16 protein-coding genes are annotated in these 18,036 nt (G+C 40.8%); all 16 read left to right on the top strand.

What is annotated here, in order from left to right; genetic code table 11:
• The first annotated feature begins 83 nt into the window (after positions 1 to 83).
• Entirely contained in the window at positions 84 to 1,064 is a 981-nt protein-coding gene (locus J4861_RS09805) for a stage II sporulation protein M (protein ID WP_211816710.1), read from the top strand.
• Entirely contained in the window at positions 1,039 to 2,031 is a 993-nt protein-coding gene (locus J4861_RS09800) for a hypothetical protein (RefSeq protein ID WP_211816709.1), read from the top strand. Before J4861_RS09805 ends, J4861_RS09800 begins: the two co-directional genes overlap by 26 nt.
• 12 nt (positions 2,032 to 2,043) lie before the next feature.
• Positions 2,044 to 2,655: a DUF4129 domain-containing protein gene (locus tag J4861_RS09795; protein WP_211816708.1), complete on the top strand. Its 612-nt coding sequence runs from the start codon at positions 2,044 to 2,046 to the stop codon at positions 2,653 to 2,655.
• Positions 2,652 to 3,902 carry a DUF4350 domain-containing protein gene (locus J4861_RS09790; RefSeq protein ID WP_211816707.1) on the top strand — a complete coding sequence of 417 codons (1,251 nt, stop codon included), beginning with the start codon at positions 2,652 to 2,654 and terminating at the stop codon, positions 3,900 to 3,902. Before J4861_RS09795 ends, J4861_RS09790 begins: the two co-directional genes overlap by 4 nt.
• Positions 3,903 to 3,955: 53 nt before the next feature.
• Positions 3,956 to 4,930 carry an AAA family ATPase gene (locus tag J4861_RS09785; RefSeq protein ID WP_211816706.1) on the top strand — a complete coding sequence of 325 codons (975 nt, stop codon included), beginning with the start codon at positions 3,956 to 3,958 and terminating at the stop codon, positions 4,928 to 4,930.
• A 39-nt stretch (positions 4,931 to 4,969) separates the two neighbouring features.
• Positions 4,970 to 6,283 carry a DUF58 domain-containing protein gene (locus J4861_RS09780; RefSeq protein ID WP_211816705.1) on the top strand — a complete coding sequence of 438 codons (1,314 nt, stop codon included), beginning with the start codon at positions 4,970 to 4,972 and terminating at the stop codon, positions 6,281 to 6,283.
• Positions 6,284 to 7,339: 1,056 nt separating this feature from the next.
• Positions 7,340 to 7,819 carry a hypothetical protein gene (locus J4861_RS09775; RefSeq protein WP_004361561.1) on the top strand — a complete coding sequence of 160 codons (480 nt, stop codon included), beginning with the start codon at positions 7,340 to 7,342 and terminating at the stop codon, positions 7,817 to 7,819.
• A complete protein-coding gene (locus J4861_RS09770) occupies positions 7,816 to 8,757 on the top strand; it encodes a calycin-like domain-containing protein (RefSeq protein WP_211816704.1) in 942 nt (313 codons plus the stop codon). Before J4861_RS09775 ends, J4861_RS09770 begins: the two co-directional genes overlap by 4 nt.
• A 14-nt stretch (positions 8,758 to 8,771) precedes the next feature.
• Positions 8,772 to 9,566, top strand: coding sequence for an HmuY family protein (locus tag J4861_RS09765; RefSeq protein ID WP_211816703.1), 795 nt, complete (start codon positions 8,772 to 8,774; stop codon positions 9,564 to 9,566).
• Positions 9,567 to 9,640: 74 nt separating this feature from the next.
• Entirely contained in the window at positions 9,641 to 11,611 is a 1,971-nt protein-coding gene (locus J4861_RS09760) for a TonB-dependent receptor plug domain-containing protein (protein ID WP_211816702.1), read from the top strand.
• Positions 11,612 to 11,633: 22 nt separating this feature from the next.
• The gene (locus tag J4861_RS09755) at positions 11,634 to 12,506 is read left to right on the top strand and encodes a hypothetical protein (protein ID WP_211816701.1); all 873 of its coding nucleotides are present in this window, start codon (positions 11,634 to 11,636) and stop codon (positions 12,504 to 12,506) included.
• Positions 12,507 to 13,048: 542 nt separating this feature from the next.
• On the top strand, positions 13,049 to 13,540 hold the full coding sequence (locus tag J4861_RS09750; RefSeq protein WP_211816700.1) for a TlpA family protein disulfide reductase: 492 nt from the start codon (positions 13,049 to 13,051) through the stop codon (positions 13,538 to 13,540).
• Positions 13,541 to 13,544: 4 nt separating this feature from the next.
• Positions 13,545 to 15,176, top strand: coding sequence for a DUF6029 family protein (locus J4861_RS09745; RefSeq protein ID WP_211816699.1), 1,632 nt, complete (start codon positions 13,545 to 13,547; stop codon positions 15,174 to 15,176).
• Positions 15,177 to 15,182: 6 nt separating this feature from the next.
• Positions 15,183 to 15,968, top strand: coding sequence for an Omp28 family outer membrane lipoprotein (locus J4861_RS09740; RefSeq protein ID WP_211816698.1), 786 nt, complete (start codon positions 15,183 to 15,185; stop codon positions 15,966 to 15,968).
• 46 nt (positions 15,969 to 16,014) lie between these two features.
• On the top strand, positions 16,015 to 16,680 hold the full coding sequence (locus J4861_RS09735; RefSeq protein ID WP_211816697.1) for a T9SS C-terminal target domain-containing protein: 666 nt from the start codon (positions 16,015 to 16,017) through the stop codon (positions 16,678 to 16,680).
• Between the two features lie 29 nt (positions 16,681 to 16,709).
• Positions 16,710 to 18,032 carry a thioredoxin domain-containing protein gene (locus J4861_RS09730; RefSeq protein WP_211816696.1) on the top strand — a complete coding sequence of 441 codons (1,323 nt, stop codon included), beginning with the start codon at positions 16,710 to 16,712 and terminating at the stop codon, positions 18,030 to 18,032.
• Positions 18,033 to 18,036 lie beyond the last annotated feature (4 nt).

The following is an 18,036-nucleotide window of genomic DNA, read 5'->3' as shown; positions in this document are numbered from 1 at the left end:
TTGTTTCTGTTGCAAATGTAAGAAAAAAACTCTAAATTTGTTGCGTAAATGATAATAATGTGTAAATTACGTGTGGACTTTGCATGAAAGAAATTCTTTTCATACGCAATAATATTGAGAAGTGGCGGGCGATGGAAGGCATGATAGATAATGTCAAATTTGAAATGCCTGACCAGTTGGCTGATGCTTATACAGAGCTTACAGCCGATCTTGCTTTTGCACAGACACATTATCCTCGTTCACGTATTACCATCTATCTCAATAAACTTGCTTCTGCACTTCATAATGAAATCTACCGTAATAAACGGGAGAAGTGGTCGCGATTGTTAACTTTTTGGACGCAGGAGGTTCCTGACGTGATGTGGAAAGAGCGTAAGTTGTTGCTTCTGTCATTCATTATTTTTATGGTGAGTGTGCTGATAGGTGTTGTATCAACCTTAGGAGATGAGTCCTTCCCACGCTTGATACTTGGCGATGGCTATATGGATATGACCCTTGAGAATATAGCGAAGGGTGAGCCGATGGGCGTATATGGCACTGAAGAAGAGGGAAGTATGTTTCTTGGGATTACGTTGAACAATATCATGGTGTCGTTTAATGTGTTTGTTTCGGGCGTATTGACGAGCTTTATGTCTGGCTTTCTTTTGTTCCGAAATGGTATCATGGTTGGTTGTTTTGATACCTTCTTTTATCAGCATGGATTATTAGGTGAAAGTCTTTTAGCGACGATGTTGCATGGTACGTTGGAACTTTCAGCTATCATTGTGGCTGGTGCTGCAGGCTTGGCTATCGGTAATGGTTGGTTATTTCCAGGTACTTACTCGCGCTTGGTTAGCTTTCAGCGAGGTGCAAAGAGGGGAATGAAGATAGTTGTTGGAACTGTACCTATCTTTATCTTGGCAGGTTTTATTGAAGGATTTATAACTCGTCATACCGAGTTGAATGACTTTATCCGCATTGGTATTATACTTGTATCATTAGCGTTTGTCGTGTATTATTTTATTTACTTACCTTATAAGCGTAATTATCATTTAGAAAATGCAAATAGAAAGACCAAAGATTGAACTTTATCAAGTTCGTAGTTTCGGCGAGAAGTTCTCAGCGATTTTTGAGTTTATTCGTGAGAATTTTAAGTTTTTGTTGCGTGCATGTACCTATCTACTCTTGCCACTTTGTTTGGTACAAGGTTTCGCAATGGAGATGATGATGAAGGTCTTAGCACCTTATTATACCAATACCTTCGATATGGGGGAGGATGTAGACGTGGCGCAGGGGATGCTCCTTAGATTAGGTGCTTCGTACGTGGGATATAGTATTTGTCTGCTGATAGGTTCTACCTTGTTGGCAGGAATCTGCTATAGTATGGTGAAATACTACCATAAGAGTCCAAATAGACTTCGTAATACGACACTGAGCGACTTAAAACCTATAATCATTCAGGTGATTAAACGCTCGTTGTTAATGACCGTGGTTCTTGTCGCTCTGTTTATCGTAGTTTTGGTTCTTATCATTTCTTTTGCTGCAATCACAAGTGCACCGATACTGGCCGTTATACCAATTCTTGCGTTAGTAGTATGCTGTTTGCCTGTTTCTATGGCGTTACCTGTCTATGTTTTTGAAGATGAGGAAACGTTGTTTAGCTCAATAACTCGTGGCTTAAAACTTGGCTTCCATTCATTCTGGTCATTGTTTGGCTTGATGTTTGTGATAGGATTCTTGACTAATATCCTGTCTTCATTCACATCAATTCCTTGGTATATATTGACTGTTGTGAAGTCTGTTTTACTGGCTACTGATACCACTCAGAGCTCTTTTGCAGCAAGTCCGGTGTATAGTTTCTTCGTTTATTTGTCATCCGTATTCATGAATTTCGGTATGTATCTTACGATGACAATCTCTACCTTTGCTTTAGCTTTTCACTATGGAAGCATCGCAGAGGAGGAAGATGGATTCTCTGTAGAGGACGACATACAGCACTTTGAGGAGTTAGCAGAGAAAGATACCGACATTGATAACTTTGATAAACTCTGATAAAACGGTTCTATGTTACAGCCATTAAGTGATACTTTGTCGTGTGATTCAGCGTTACTTCATCAGTATCGTGCTGATGAAGCGTACAACTATGCGCGAGAGTTACAGGCACCTGAACTTGATTGGTGGGATTGGCTGATGTCAAAGATAGGTGAGTTCCTCTCTGATCTATTTAGTATTCAGGGCAAGGGGGACTTCCGTATCGTAATATACATTGTTATTGCACTTGCTTTTATTGCCCTAATCGCCTTCATCTTATACCGTTATCAATTCAAACTCTTTGGTAGAGCAGGTAAGGTGACGAATGAAAACGATGAAGAAGACAATATCTACGGTGTAGACTTTGAGGCTGTTTATGCCAAAGCAATGGCACAGAAGGATTATTATAAGGCTGTAAGAATTGTTTATCTGCGTACACTTCGTTGGTTATCAGATGGTAATAAGATTAGTTGGCAGCTCTATAAGACGCCAACTCAATACACTCGTGAGTATCTATCTGTAGAATTTGAAAGAATGACTACAGCTTTTATGCGTGTAAGATATGGTAATTATCAAGCGTCTGAAGAACTTGTAGGACTACTGATAGACTTAGAAAGTAAGATAAAGAAAGGAGGTAAGGAATGAACAAGCGCTTTTGGTTCTTCGTAGCTGGCTTCCTTGTCTTTGTCTTTCTATTAGAGTGGAATGCGCCTTCAAAGTTTGTTTGGGAGCCTACCTTTAATCATTACGATAAGCAACCATTTGGTTGTGCGGTGTTCGACTCGCTGATGGAGAAGTCTGTTCCTGCTAAGTATGAGGTGACAAAGAAAACAATAGCACAGTTGGAACGTGACGGATATGGTAAGAAACCGCACGCCTTCTTAATTCAAACAGTTAGTTTTCGTCCTTCTGCAACAGATATTCGTGCGCTGGATAGACTGTTGAAAGCTGGTAATAAGGTGTTTATTGCAGCGTCTTCTATTGAACCTGATTCCCTATACCCTGATTTGCAGGTAGCTATTAATGGGCAATATGGGTTCTCTCCTATGGAGGTTACGTCCTCAATTGTGAATCAGTCAATTCCTTATGATACCTTAGTTTGGTCTCAACAGTTGCCTTATCAGGAGAAAGAATACGCTGTCTATGCCGCGATGGCTGGTAATAATGTTACAGTAGAAGGGAAGGCAGTGTGCGATACTTTGGTTAGCAGTTGGCTTTCAGCGGAGGAATCTGATTCTACAGATGGCTATTGGTTGGCACATATGGTTAGAGTGAAGCGAGGAAAGGGTGAACTCTTTGTATCTTGTGGTCCATTGTTAATGACCAATTATGGTATCCTTGATACGCAGACTAATGGTCTCATCTTCCGTATGATGTCCCAATTCCGAGGCTTGCCAATTGTTCGTACTGAGGCATATGGACCTGAGACAGAATATGAAACAGATACTCCACTGCGCTTTTGGCTACAAAATGAGCCTCTCCGATGGGCTATCTATCTTACTTTAGGAGGGTTATTACTCTTCTGTATGTTCTATGCACGTAGACGACAACGCGTTATCCCAGTGGTAGAGGAACCAGCAAATCGTTCGTTAGAGTTCGTGAAGTTGATTGGTACCCTTTATCATCAGAAGCATATCAATCGTGACTTGCTGCAGAAGAAGTATGGTTATTTTGCCGAGACCTTACGTCGTATGACGATGATAGATGTCGAAGATATCGAGTCAAGGAAGGAGAACATAGCACAGATAGCCATTCGAACAGGAATGCCAGAGGCTGAAGTGCGAATGATATTTGACCGTGTTGACCGTTATTTGCAGGGTGATGATGAACTGAAAGATGCTGCTCTGCGAAAGGCAATAGACGGTATGGATATGATAATCAATAAGCTATAAACGCAATGGATGAGCAAAAGAAAAATGTAATTGAAGAGCAAACAATAAATAAGATGGAAGAGTATAAAGAAGAAAGAACCGACCTTGCTGCATTCAGTGAAAAGGTGATGCAGTTGCGAGGAGAGATAAGTAAGGTTGTTGTTGGACAGCAGGAAGCAGTTGCCTTGTTGTTAACAGCGATTCTTGCAGATGGTCATGTGCTGATAGAAGGTGTGCCTGGTGTTGCTAAGACCTTGTTGGCACGATTGATGTCTCGCCTGATAGATGCGCGTTTTAGCCGTATTCAATTCACGCCAGACCTCATGCCAAGTGATGTACTCGGTACGACAGTCTTCAATATGAAGACCTCTGAGTTCGACTTCCATGAAGGTCCTGTGTTCTCTGATCTCGTCCTTGTCGATGAAATCAACCGTGCTCCTGCAAAGACGCAGGCTGCCCTTTTCGAGGTAATGGAGGAACGTCAGGTGACGATTGATGGTACAACTCATCCTATGAGCGATGTTTATACAATCATTGCGACACAGAACCCAGTAGAGCAGGAAGGTACTTATCGTCTACCAGAGGCGCAACTCGACCGTTTCCTCTTTAAGATAAGCATGGGCTATCCTTCTATTGATGAGGAAATGAATATCCTTAAGTGTCATCAGGAGAAGCGGAATCTTATCAAGTTGGAGGATGTTAAGCCAATACTTACTATTGACGAACTGTTGCAGATGCGTAGGAAACTGGATACTGTATATATTGAGGAGAGCCTCCTACGCTATATTACAAATATTGTTCAGCAGACTCGTACTTCAAAGGCTGTCTATCTCGGTGCCAGTCCACGTGCCTCTGTGGCTATGCTCAATGCTGCTAAGGCTTCAGCTTTGTTGGGTGGTCGCGACTTTGTAACACCCGAAGATATCAAGTTTGTTACGCCAAGTATTCTTCAACATCGTCTCATCCTCACTGCTGAGGCTGAAATGGAGGGATATACCCCATTGAAGGTTGCACAGAAGTTGATTGACAAGGTCGAAGTACCTAAGTAATGAGCTTAGTCGAGTAGCACTCAAATAAATAAAGACGAAATGTTCCTTACTAAAAGGTTTTATTTTATATTAGCAAGCCTTACCCTGCTCGCAGGCTTTGGTTATGTGTTCCCACAGCTTTTCATGGGTGCAAAGATACTTCTCTTTATCTTTGCTGCTATGGTTGTGGTCGATGCTGTTATGCTCTATCATCGTCGTGGGATAACAGCGAAGCGAACCTGTTCAGAACGTTTCTCTAATGGCGATAAGAATGTTGTCAAGATAAGTTTAGAAAGTAAGTATTCCTTCCCTGTGTGGCTGACGGTAATAGATGAGGCTCCAGAGGTGTTCCAACGGAGAGACATAAGCTATAAGAGTCATCTAACAGCGATGGGTAATAATACGATTCGTTATACGCTCAGACCGATGAAGCGTGGCGTCTACTCCTTTGGTAAGATTCGTTGCTTCACACGTACAGTCTTAGGACTTGTCGAACGTCGTTATACGTTGGGTAACGCAGAAGACGTTAAGGTCTATCCTTCTTATATGATGCTGAATCGCTATGAGCTTCTTGCGATAAGCAATAACCTTACCGAAATGGGTATAAAGCGTATACGTCGGGCAGGTAACAACACTGAGTTTGAGCAGATAAAAGACTATGTGAAAGGCGATGAATACCGAAGTATAAACTGGAAGGCAAGTGCACGTCGCAATCAGTTGATGGTGAATGTCTATCGTGATGAGCGTTCTCAGCAGATATTCTCGGTTATTGATAAGGGACGTGTTATGCAGCAATCGTTCCGTGGAATGACGCTTCTCGACTATAGTATCAATGCTTCTTTGGTGTTGTCATACGTTGCCATGCGCCGTGATGATAAGGCTGGCTTGATAACCTTTGCAGATAGAATGGACACGTTTGTTGCTCCTTCGAAGCAAACTGGTCAGATGCAACTTCTCTTAGAGTCACTTTACGCACAGGAAACGAAGTTTGGCGAAAGTGATTTTAGTGGTTTGTGTGCCAATGTACATAAACAAGTTAGCAAGCGAAGTCTGTTCGTTATTTACACAAACTTCTCTGGTATGACAGCTCTCAATCGTCAGTTGGCTTACTTGAAGTTGCTTAGTCAGTGGCATCGTGTGCTCGTTGTCTTCTTTGAAGATGCAGAGATGAATGATTATATTCGTTCTCCGAAACACTCAACAGAGGAATATTACCAGCATGTTATTGCTGAGAAGTTTGCTAATGAAAAGCGTTTGATAGTATCAACACTGCGTCAGCATGGTATCTATAGTGTTTTGACAACGCCAGAAAAACTCAGTATTGATGTTATCAATAAATACTTGGAAATGAAGCAAAGACAGATCTTAACATAGTAAGTCTTACTCATTTTCTAACGGAGAACGTAAGGTTTCGCTCTTCCAACACCTAAAACTAATGGGCTGAGATCCGATTGTGGATTTCAGCCTTTATTGTTGTTATGAATAGATGAGGTGGAGTTTACGTTTGACATTAGGTTTGTTATGATAGATAATAATGGTAGAACCGAAGTCACTTATTAAACAAAACTATTGCTATTAGCCTCAACAGTCTATTCTATTATCCTCCTCCAACACAGGAAATCTTTTTATTTAAAAACATCAAAAAGCGTAGATAAAGGCTTGAAAAATTATTACATAAATTTAGATAAGGCATCTATAAATAAGGATAAAAACACATATAAAAAGCAAGTTTGCAACTAACAGGGAATCAATTAGTTATAAAGAGGCAAAAGAAAAGGTGCTTAATTGGACTTCAGAAGGGCGTTAGTAAGGGTCTTAAAGGGCACCTTTTGCAAGCCAATTAGGCGTCTTTTAGAAGCTAAAAGAGCATGTGTTGGTTTTGAGCTACGTGAAAATAGTTTACAAACACAGGTGATATGAGAATGAATTGTTTGTAGAAGACGGATAGACAGGTTTTCTATTTGCATTTTATCTTTTAGTTTATCCCCCTTTGTAAGACTATCTGCTTTGGTATAGTCATACCATGTAAGGGAATAAGTCATTATGTTATTTGCAATCTATAGCATTCAACGGAAGAACCTAATATGGTTATCAGAAGTTCTATTCGTTATAAATAGGTAGTGAGTAAAATGTATTGTGAGCTCGTAGTAGAGGGACTTGCAATTCGTTAAAGTTTACTTTTAGAACTTTATCTATGGTGTTAATTCAGTGTAAAGACGATAAAATCAGCCTGAATCGCCTGTTTGTGTTAATTGATAGGGCAGGAAGTTGTAGATTTATATATTGTAGCTTTGAATTCCTCTTATAGGTGTAAGTTAGTGTTTTTGGCTGTCTTTTGGTTTAAAATCATTATTATTAGGTATTGTATTGTAATGTTGATTCTTATAACTTTGCACTCGATTAGAATTTAATATAAACTGAATCAGTAACATGAGAATTAAAAAATTATTTTTTACACTTGCTGTTACACTGTTAGCTTCCATGAGCACACTCTCTGCTTCTGCAGCTGACTATGTGAAAGTAAGTGACAAAGATGGCAAAGACACTTACTTTGCTCTGTCTGAGAAACCTACTGTTACCTTCACTTCCACTGCCATGGTTTTAACTGCTGGAAGCCAAACAATAGAGTATCCTCTGACAGATTTCCGTGCTTTTGCCTTTGCTAATCAACCAACAGGTATTGGAACGCTGGATGTAGAAAGCAACAATGCTGTCTTTTCCTTTGGTAACTCCTTGAAGGGAGAAGGGCTGAAAGCAGGTAGTCAAGTAGCTGTTTACACAATCAACGGACAGTTGGTAGGTCGTGCAACCGTAAGCCAGAGTGGTTCTGTTGAGATTCCTCTTGACGGACAAACAGGCGTTTTTGTAGTTAAATCATTATCTAAGACATTTAAATTTATACGTAAATGAAAAAGATCTTTACTTTAGTAATCGTATCTTTCTTGAGTGCACTCGCAGTACAGGCGCAGTCATTAAAGGTAACAAAAACTGATGGTAGCGTTGTAACTTATAACGCATCAGATATTTCAAAGATTGAGTTCTTGCCAAGTGAAACCCCTTCACAACCAAAGTTGATACACGAGTATGCAGGCTATTTGACTGTAAAGAACAGAGTACTCGACAATGTTCGTTTTGACACAGGTGCTAAGATTAAGGTGTTGCAGGACGGTGGTAAGTTCCTTGCAGAGTTCTCCGATACTCAGTGGGGTACTGGTTCTTTCGTGATAACCATGGCTAATCACGCCATTAATGGTACTGGTAAAATGAAGATTGCGAACCCAAATGGTGGTGGCGCAGCGAAGGAATATGATGCTACGATGAGTGGTTCGATGAGAGAAATTAAGATAACAATCCCATCACTCATGGGTGGTACTGATATTACTTGGCATTATGTTGAGGCTTCAGCAGCGTCTAAGGTGGCAGGAAGTTATACTGGTACGACCTCTTTGTTGGTAGGACCAGCCTATGGACCTTATGATGCAAGTAACGTATCTTATAAGATTACTGCTAACGAGGATGGTACCATCAATGTAACAACACCTACAGAGAGTTATGCAGGAATTATGATGGTGGGTAACTTAACGATAGATTCATATACCGTAAAGAATCTTTCTTACGATGAAGCAACTCACAGCTTTATTCGTGATTATAGCAGTGATGGTCTTAAGGTACATCTTAAGTCTGAAGGAGGTCTGATGAGTCTTAATAAAGACTATGCTTTCGAGTCACCAAGTAAGATTATTGTTAAACTTGATGAGAATGGGACTTTGACAATTACAAATAGCTATAGGCTTACACATATGCCACTCTCAATCTCAGCAACATATACTGGTAAAAAGGCTAAGTAAAACGTTATACGCTAATGCACAGAGTATTTCGCCCTATTTCTATCCTTGCAGGCTGTGCCATTATGATGATGGTGACAGCCTGCAACGGCATTTTTGACGATATATATGATGAGGCTCCAGCTACTCCAAGTGTGACAACGGAGGGTCAACTGCTTGTTAATGCCTCCAGTTGGAGGGACTGGTATTATGTTGACTTTGACTCTTTACAGATGTATATCGAGCGTAAAGACACAGCAGGATTGCTTAAGGCACAGACGAACTTCACGCATTATGCCATCCCAACGAGTCTGACATCGGGTAGTGGTGATGGGAAAACGGGTATGTACACTTACTGGTTTGATGTCTTCGGAAAAGGTATCTCGGTAAATGAAAAGCGTGGCTTTACTGCTACTGATGCGCAGCCTGAACCACAGTCGTGGAGCATTGCCTTTCATCGTAACAATGTAAGGACGAACGGTGGTGCCGTACTTGAAACGAAATACACCTCTTTGAATGAGCTTCCAAAGAATAGTTCCTATTTCTTAGGAGCAACATTCCAAGAAGATGAATGGACAGAAAACGAGGTTTGGGAGGACCAGTCACAGATGCTTATGAGTCTGATTGGCTGTCAAGGAATACGTATCAATAAGGTACTATCGTCTTGGTTGAAAATCGAAATACCCCCAATGCCACCATCTTTTACCATGAATAGTCATGTCTTTATCCTTCGTCTGAAGAATGGGAAGTATGCTGCTCTGCAGTTGGAGAACTATATTGGTACCGATGGTATCAAATGTTGGTTAAGAATCAATTATAAATATCCATATTAACTACAACAGAAAACCATCCCACAAACGGCTCTTTCAGAGAATAGGGATAAGGTTATGAGATCTTTTGATTGGTTATGAAACAAAAAACCATTATACTTTCAGTTCTTGCCTGTCTGCTTCCTGCAACGATGTGGGCAGATGAATTGCCTGATTCCATTTATAAATGCTTAGAATTAGAGCAGGTAGTAGTGACGGGAACACGTACACCGAAGCTACTTGCCAATACCCCTGTGTTGACGGAACTCATCACATCTGATGATATTATGAAGACAGATGCCACCAATCTGCGTGATGTTTTGCAACAGGTAATACCAGGTGTTGAGTTCTCTTACGCTATGAATCAGCAAGTGCACATGAACTTCTCTGGCTTTGGTGGACAGAGTATGTTGATTCTTGTGGATGGTGAACGACTTGCTGGTGAGACGATGGACGATGTCGACTTCACTCGTATTGGTATGGATAATGTTGACCATATCGAGATTGTGAAAGGTGCTGCTTCAGCTCTTTATGGCTCTAATGCTGCTGGTGGAGTTATCAATATCATCACCAAGAAAAAGCCAAATCCATGCGCACTTAACTTGAATATGCGCTTTGGTCGCCACAATGAACAGCGTTATGGGATGGCGTGGCAGTACGCAAGGGGGAAGTGGAATAACTTGCTTACGGTCAATAGGAATAGTTCTGACAACTTCAATGTAAACAATGGACCTAATCCAATCACACGTGTAGTTTCAACTATCTATGGTGATGCTGTTTGGAACTTTAAGGAACAGCTTACTTATCTGTTGAATGATAAGCTTCGTTTGACAGGACGTGCAGGTTATTTCTATCGCCAGTTAGTACGTACATCAGAAGTGCCAGAACGCTATCGTGACTTTTCGGGTGGTCTTCGTGGAACATGGACACCAGACCTCTACAATAGTGTGGACGTCTCTTATGCTTTTGATCAGTATGATAAGTCAGACTATCAGCGCATTACTCGTCTTGACATCCGCGATTATTCAAATGTTCAGAATAGTCTTCGTATGCTGTATAATCACACTTTTGAAGGGGAAAACGTCCTCTCTGTGGGTGCAGATTATATGCATGATTATCTCTTCAATACCAACTTAGAGGGTCGAATTCGTAAGCAAGATTCTTTTGATGCCTTTGCACAATACGACTGGAATATCAATCCGAAGTGGGAAGTTGTGGGTGCTTTGCGTTACGACTACTTCTCTGATGGGCATATCTCACGCCTAACTCCGAAGGTGAGCGCACGTTATCAGCCTATACATAACTTAAACGTTCGTCTCAGTTATGGTATGGGTTTCCGTGCACCTACGTTGAAAGAGAAGTACTATAACTTTGATATGTCGGGAATATGGATTGTTGAAGGTAACGCATCTTTGAAGCCAGAGGTAAGTCAGAACTTCAATGCTTCGGTTGATTATACAAAGGGGCACTATAACTTTACGGTAAGTGCTTATTGCAATCGAATAGAAAATAAGATTGCTACTGGTGCACCTTATTACAAGAATCCATCGGATGTTGTACCACATCTTCCTTATATCAACCTAAATCATTACATTGTTAGTGGTGGAGAAGCTACGGCACAGGCACGTTGGACAAATGGTATCACGGCTCGTTATAGCTATGCTTATACCCACGAACGTTTGCCAAAGGATAAGAATGATAAGGCTGTAAACAATCAGTATATACCTGCCCGCAAACACTCTATGACAGGTCATATAGATTGGGACCATCAGTGGACGAAGAATTATGGTACGAACATCGGACTTGATGGTCGTTTCCTTTCCGCTGTTGATAATGAGGAGTTTGTTGATTATTATGACATCTCTAAGGGTATAAAAACTATTCATTATCCAGCCTATGCTCTCTTCAAACTCTCTTTGGTGCAGCGTATCAGTAAGAGTGTGAAGGTAAGTGTAATTCTTGATAACATCTTTAATTATAAACCAGAATATTATTATTTGAATTGTCCATTGACTGATGGAACAAATCTTATGATAGGAATGTCTGTTGATGTTGATAAACTATTTTAAACTCTTAATACCTTTTTAATTTATGGGAAAAAGTAAAATTTATTTATGGCGAGCACTCGCCTCGTTTATTTTTGTATTGTTCACGATGCCTTTGAGTCATGCACTTATGATTATGATGGAAAAGACCATGACTGCAGAAGCTGTGAATTATGCTGGCTTTGCTATGGGATTTTTGGGATTAGTAATGGTAATTGTCGGTGTGTTTGTCAAAGGTGATACTCGTCAGACACTTTGGGGACTTATTGGTGGTTTGCTTTTCTGGACCGGCTGGGTGGAGTTTCTCTTCCTATATTACGCTCACCGCTTTGGTGTACAACCAGAGATTGAAAACGGAGAGATTGTGACCAAGCCTGAATATCTGATTCTCCCAGCTACTTTCGGTTTCTGGATGATGATGATGACAATGTATATCTTCAGCACACGTAATGGTTGTAACTTTATTAATTGGATTCAGAAACGCCTTTTCGGAAAGCGTAAGAAAGAGATTGCTTTCCAACCAATGACACGCCACACATCTATTGTCACCTTTATGGAGGTAAATATGATTCTTTGGGCTTTTTATCTCTTGCTGATGTTCTGTTATGATAAGAACTTCCTTGGCGACCATCATCCAGTAACTTTCTTAGTGGGTATTGGCTGTTTCATCGGCGCGCTTTATATGTTTAAGAAGCAGCTTTATATCGCTTCATGGGGTGCTAATATTCGTATGTCAATCGCAACGGTGATTGTTTTCTGGACTCCAGTGGAGATTCTTGGACGTATCAATTTCTTCAAAGAGTTCTGGGGACACCCACAAGAGTATGCAGTACAGCTACTTTGTATCTTGGGTGTTTTCATCCTTCTGTTGGTCTATATGTGGCTGAAAGGCTCTAAGAAAAAGCATAGTACTAAGTAAATATAATGGCTTTGATAGGAGAAATGCCATAATGTAGTCTATCAATAGAAAGAGCTACGTATAAATTTAAGATTACTTGTCAGCAACTTTAAGGTTGCAAGCAAGTAGTCTTTTTTTGTTAGTTTCAATCGCTTGTTTTGTACCCAAGGAATGAATACTTTTATACCCAGCTGCTGAGTCGTACCGTACCTAGCGAGTAAGTTCTCCCATACCCAACTGCTGGGTATGATGCTACCCAACCGCTGGGTATGATGCTACCCAACCGCTGGGTATGATGCTACCCAACCGCTGGGTACGATGCTACCCAGCAGCTGGGTATAAAAGTATCCATTTGTTGGGTAATAAGGGCTTTTTTCTTTATAAAAACATAAAAGGAAGAACTTTCTCAGTCTTTTATTACTAAGAAGGAGAAGTGCTCTCTCTTGAATTAGTTTTGTGTATAGAATTGATCAAGGTGTATAATATTGCTTTTCTTTGGCTGTTCGTGCTTTGTAGTATCGTTTTTTTTTCGTATTTTTGTGGCTGCAATATAATTAAAAGAGATGAATAAACTATTTTTGTCCCTTAGTTTGTTGTTGATTAGCTTTGCAGCGGCTGCACAAGACCGTCTGCCTAAAGTAATGCTCAAAGACATAGAAGGGAAAACCGTACAAACCGACACTATTTCTAATAATAGCAAGCCCCTTATTATAGCTTTCTTTGCTACTTGGTGTAAGCCCTGCAATCGTGAACTCACAAGTATTGATGAAGTTTACGACGATTGGCAGCAAGAAACGGGTGTCCGACTCGTAGCTGTGTCTATTGATCAGGCACAGAATGTTAATAAGGTGAAGCCAATGGTCGACCAGAATGGCTGGCGTTATGATGTTTTGCTCGACCCTAATGGTGAGTTTCGTCGCTCGTTAGGTATTCAGTCTGTTCCTTATACCGTGTTGCTTGACGGACAGGGTAAGATTGTTTATAAGCACAACGGCTATACTGATGGTGCTGAAGTAGAGCTATATAAAAAGGTGAAAGAAGCGGCAGGTAAGTAATTCTATGAAGAAATTGATGATGATAGGACTGCTTATTGGTATGAGTAGTATATCTCTTTGTGCACAAGAGGAGTCCGATAAATTACGCCTTTCTGGAAGTCTTCAGAGCGATATGCTGTTGGCTCAAAAGGACAGTACGATAGGTGCTGAGGCTACAGATGGTCGTTTCTTGACGAACACTTATCTCGACTTAAAGCTATCGAGCCGTTATGTTGAGGCTGGTGCAAGACTGGAGTATTTGAAGCATCCGCTTCCGGGATATGAGAATGACTTTAAGGGTTGGGGTGTCCCTTATGCTTACTTGAAAGGTCGTTACAAGAATGCGGAGCTTACCTTGGGTAGTTTCTATGAGCAGTTTGGCTCAGGTTTCATCCTCCGTTCGTACGAAGAACGTAGCTTGGGAATTGACAATTCTCTGCAAGGTGCGCAATTGAACTATCGCCCTTGGGCTGGTGTTGCAGTGAAGGTATTGACTGGTCGTCAACGTCGATATTGGAATCACAACAAGAGTTGGATGACTGGTGCTGATGTTGAATGGAATATTGACGAGTTGTTTAAAACTCTTCAACAGCATAGTACGTATATAACCTTAGGTGCTTCCTATCTTAATAAACATGAGAGAGACGAGGTGATAATGGTTGATCCAACCCATCGTTTGCACCTTCCGCTTAATGTCAATGCCTTTGATATGCGTTTGCGTGTGCAGCATCGCGCTTTTAATGTATTGGCAGAGATGGCAATGAAATCGCAAGATCCTTCTCATGATAATGGTTATATCTATCGTAATGGTTACGTTGCAATGCTTTCGGGTTCCTATTCAAAGCGCGGAATGAGTCTGCTTCTGCAGGCAAAACGCAGTACGAATATGGGTTTCCGTAGCCGTAGAGGAATGGAAGGAATCTCTTCTTTTGTCAATCATCTGCCCCCATTTACGATGGAACATACCTATACTTTGGCAGCACTTTATCCTTATGCCACACGTCCAGAGGGTGAGTGGGCATATCAGGTAGCAGCTGCCTATACCTTTCAAAAAGGTTCTTTGTTAGGTGGTAAGTATGGAACGACAGCAAAGGTGAACTTCTCACATGTTCATTCCGTGCGTAAGAATGGTGCAGGTGACATCGGAACAGATGGTTATGGCAGTCCGTTCTGGGCATGGGGAGACGCTACTTATTATCAAGATATTGATGTACAGTTGGAGAAGCGACTTGCTAAAGATACGAAACTCAATCTGATGTATATGTATCAACGTTACAATCAGACATTACTCGAGGGGCATGGAGGAATGCTCAATTCGCATATCTTTGTGGCAGATGTCAAACAGAAGCTTTCGCCTAACACAACGTTGCGTGTAGAAGGACAGTATCTTGTATCGAAAGATGGCGATAAGGATTGGTTGTTTGGACTGGCTGAGCTGTCGCTTGCACCACATTGGATGTTTACATTGAGCGACCTCTATAATGTTGGTGATACTCGGGTGCATTACTACCAAGGTTATGTAACCTATAGCGGGGGTGCACATCGACTGCAATTAGGCTATGGTCGTACACGTGCAGGCTTTAACTGTTCGGGTGGTGTATGTCGTTATATCCCAGCAACAAAGGGCTTAACACTCTCTTATAATTATAACTTCTGATAGGAAATGAAAAGTTTTTATATATCTCTTTTAGCTGCTGTTGCGTTTTTGACAGGCTGTGATTCGGTTGGCTCTGATGAAAGACTGATAGAGATTCCAGCTGCGACTGTTCAGCGCAATGTACTGATAGAAGATTTTACAGGACAGCGTTGCATCTTTTGTCCGGCTGCTTCAGAAGCGATAGCAGAGCAACAAAAACTTTATGGTGCAGACAAACTGATTGCTGTTGCCTTTCATGCTGGTCCGCTCGCAATCAAGAGTGGAAGTGGATTCGTTGGTTTGCGCACTGATGTGGGAGATACCTATTATAAGTATTGGGCGGTTCCAAATGTGCCAAAAGCCATTATCAATCGTCGTGGAGGTGTACTTTCCAAAGATGCTTGGGCTGGACGTATCTATGAAGAGTTTGCTCAGACAACAACAGTCAATATAGATCTTAAATGTCAGTATGTTACTGCTACACGTCAGATGGAGATTGAAACCGACTTGAAAACCTTAGCTGACGATGTGAAAGGGAAGCTACAGCTATGGTTAGTTGAGGATAGTGTGGTGGCTCCACAGCTTTTCCCAAACAACAAAGTGGAGAAGGAATATGTGCATAATCACGTCTTCCGTGCTGCTATTAATGGGGAATGGGGAACGGAGTTAATGCTCTCTGCGAAGGGTATTCATAAGGAGAAAACAACGTATACACTCTCAGAAGGTATCGTTCCAAAGAACGCATGGATAGTAGGTTTCTTCTATAATGATAGCGGAGTCTTGCAGGCTGTGCGCCAAAAGGTATCTCTCTAATCAATGAATCATCATCAATTAAGAATATAATTATAAAAAAATCAATATGAAATTACGTTTACTCGTGTTTATTGGTCTGCTGACCAGTCTTTTTGTTAGTGCACAGGCACAGACAAGTACAAATGATGTTGCCTTCCTCGATGAGCAAGGTAGAGTTATTCCTAACGGCACTGTTGTTGTCTTGAATAAGGCAGTTACAACAGAATTTCCTTTTGAAGGGTTTGAAATTGCAGGAAAGGTGTTTATTCAGAATAAGACTGATAAACCCCAGAATGTTTCTCTTTCCTATACTATTAACGAAATAGATGAAGGTGAAGTGAAGGTTTGTGCGTATGAAAATTGTACTATTAATCCAGATCCAGGAACTTATGAAGTAGGCACTAAACTGTTGTCTATAGGTCTTGAAAAAGAAACAGTTGAGATAGAACATACGTATGGTGAAAGAGAGAATTGTACAATTACGCTGAAACTTAAAGTAAAAGAACTCGGTTTTGATAAAGAGAAGGAGGGCCCATCAATTACTGTTAAGTTCGATACCAAGGCAACAGGTATTGGTGCTGTAGCTTCACAGAAGGGTATTACTTACGATGTATTTAATACTCAGGGGGTATTGTTGCACAAGCAAATTACATCTTTGTCAAATCTCCCTAAGGGTGTTTACATTGTGAAGCAGAAAGGTATTGCTTCTACAAAGAAGTATGTTGTTCGTTAAGCATATAATTTAGTAACCCATAACTTAATATGTTACATAAGTTTTATATACAGTTCATTGCGCTTATTGCAGTGTTCTTTTATGCCGTGAACGTCAATGCTCAAACTTATAGTCTTATTCCTTCTTCAGGACAGAAGGTATATGTCCCTATCACAGCAAAGAGTGTAAAAGGAAAAATCACAGTTTCCAATTACGGTAGAACTGCTATTCGTGACTTCGATTATACACTTTCTTTCAGTGGCAAGGAGCTGATGTCGAAGAATTATGTCCTTACAAATCCATTGAACCGCATGGAGGGAACAACGATAGAGATAGATGTCCCACCATATACTCAGTTGTCAGAAACCGACCTTTTGTTTACAATTACAAAGGTAAACGGAGAGTTGAATAGTGCTACTATCAACTATGCAACACTACCGAGAGTAACTGTTACAAAGGTGCCTCGCAGAAAAGTTGTAGTTGAAGAGTATACTGGAATGTGGTGTGGATACTGCCCACGTGGTATTGCACTTATGGAGAATTTGGCACATAAATATGGTGAAGACTTCATTGGTATTGCTATCCATACTGGAGGTAGAGCTGATCCATTAACTTGTACGGACTATGCATGGAAAGCTACAGATTACAGAAGTCGCCCTTCACTTGATATGAATAGAAATCTTTTACTGGGTTATTTCAAGGCACAAACTGAGTTTGAAGAGGAACGATCAAAAGGAGCAGATATGGACATTGCCGTATCAGCTGTATGGGATAAGGAAAAGAACAATATTACGGTAACTCCCAGTGTAACCTTCTGTGTGAATCGAGATGAAGCCCCTTATGGCTTTGCTTATGTGCTGACGGAAGATGGTATGTCTAATCCTAACTGGGTACAATACAACAATTTTTCAGGTAGTACGGCTGATCGTGGTATCACAAAAGAATTCGATTATTTTATTGATGCTCCTCGAGATATTCGTAATCTTGAAAATAACTTTGTTGCCATTGCAGCAGAAGGAGTAAAAGCTCCTTTGACAGGCTATATCAAGACTCCGATTAAGGCAGACGAACCACAGAGCCATACATATATCTTTAAGAATATTTCTAATAAGAAGATAATACAAGACAAGTCGAAATTGAAAGTCTGTGTTCTGCTGATTAATAAGACTACCGGGCGCATTGAGAATGCTGCCAAGTGTACGATCTCTGAGCCAAACACCACTGCAATCTCTACCGTTTCAGAAGGAAAAGATACCGCTGTTGAGACAGCACGCTACACACTTGACGGTCGTCGTATCACGACTCCACAAAAGGGTGTTAACATTGTGAAGTACAGTGATGGCCGTGTTAGTAAAGAGGTAGTGGCACAATAATGTC

This window comes from Prevotella melaninogenica (assembly GCF_018127925.1).
Taxonomy (GTDB): domain Bacteria; phylum Bacteroidota; class Bacteroidia; order Bacteroidales; family Bacteroidaceae; genus Prevotella; species Prevotella melaninogenica_C.
The sequence above is the reverse complement of the archived record's forward strand: the minus strand, read 5'-3'. Positions and strand labels throughout refer to the sequence as shown.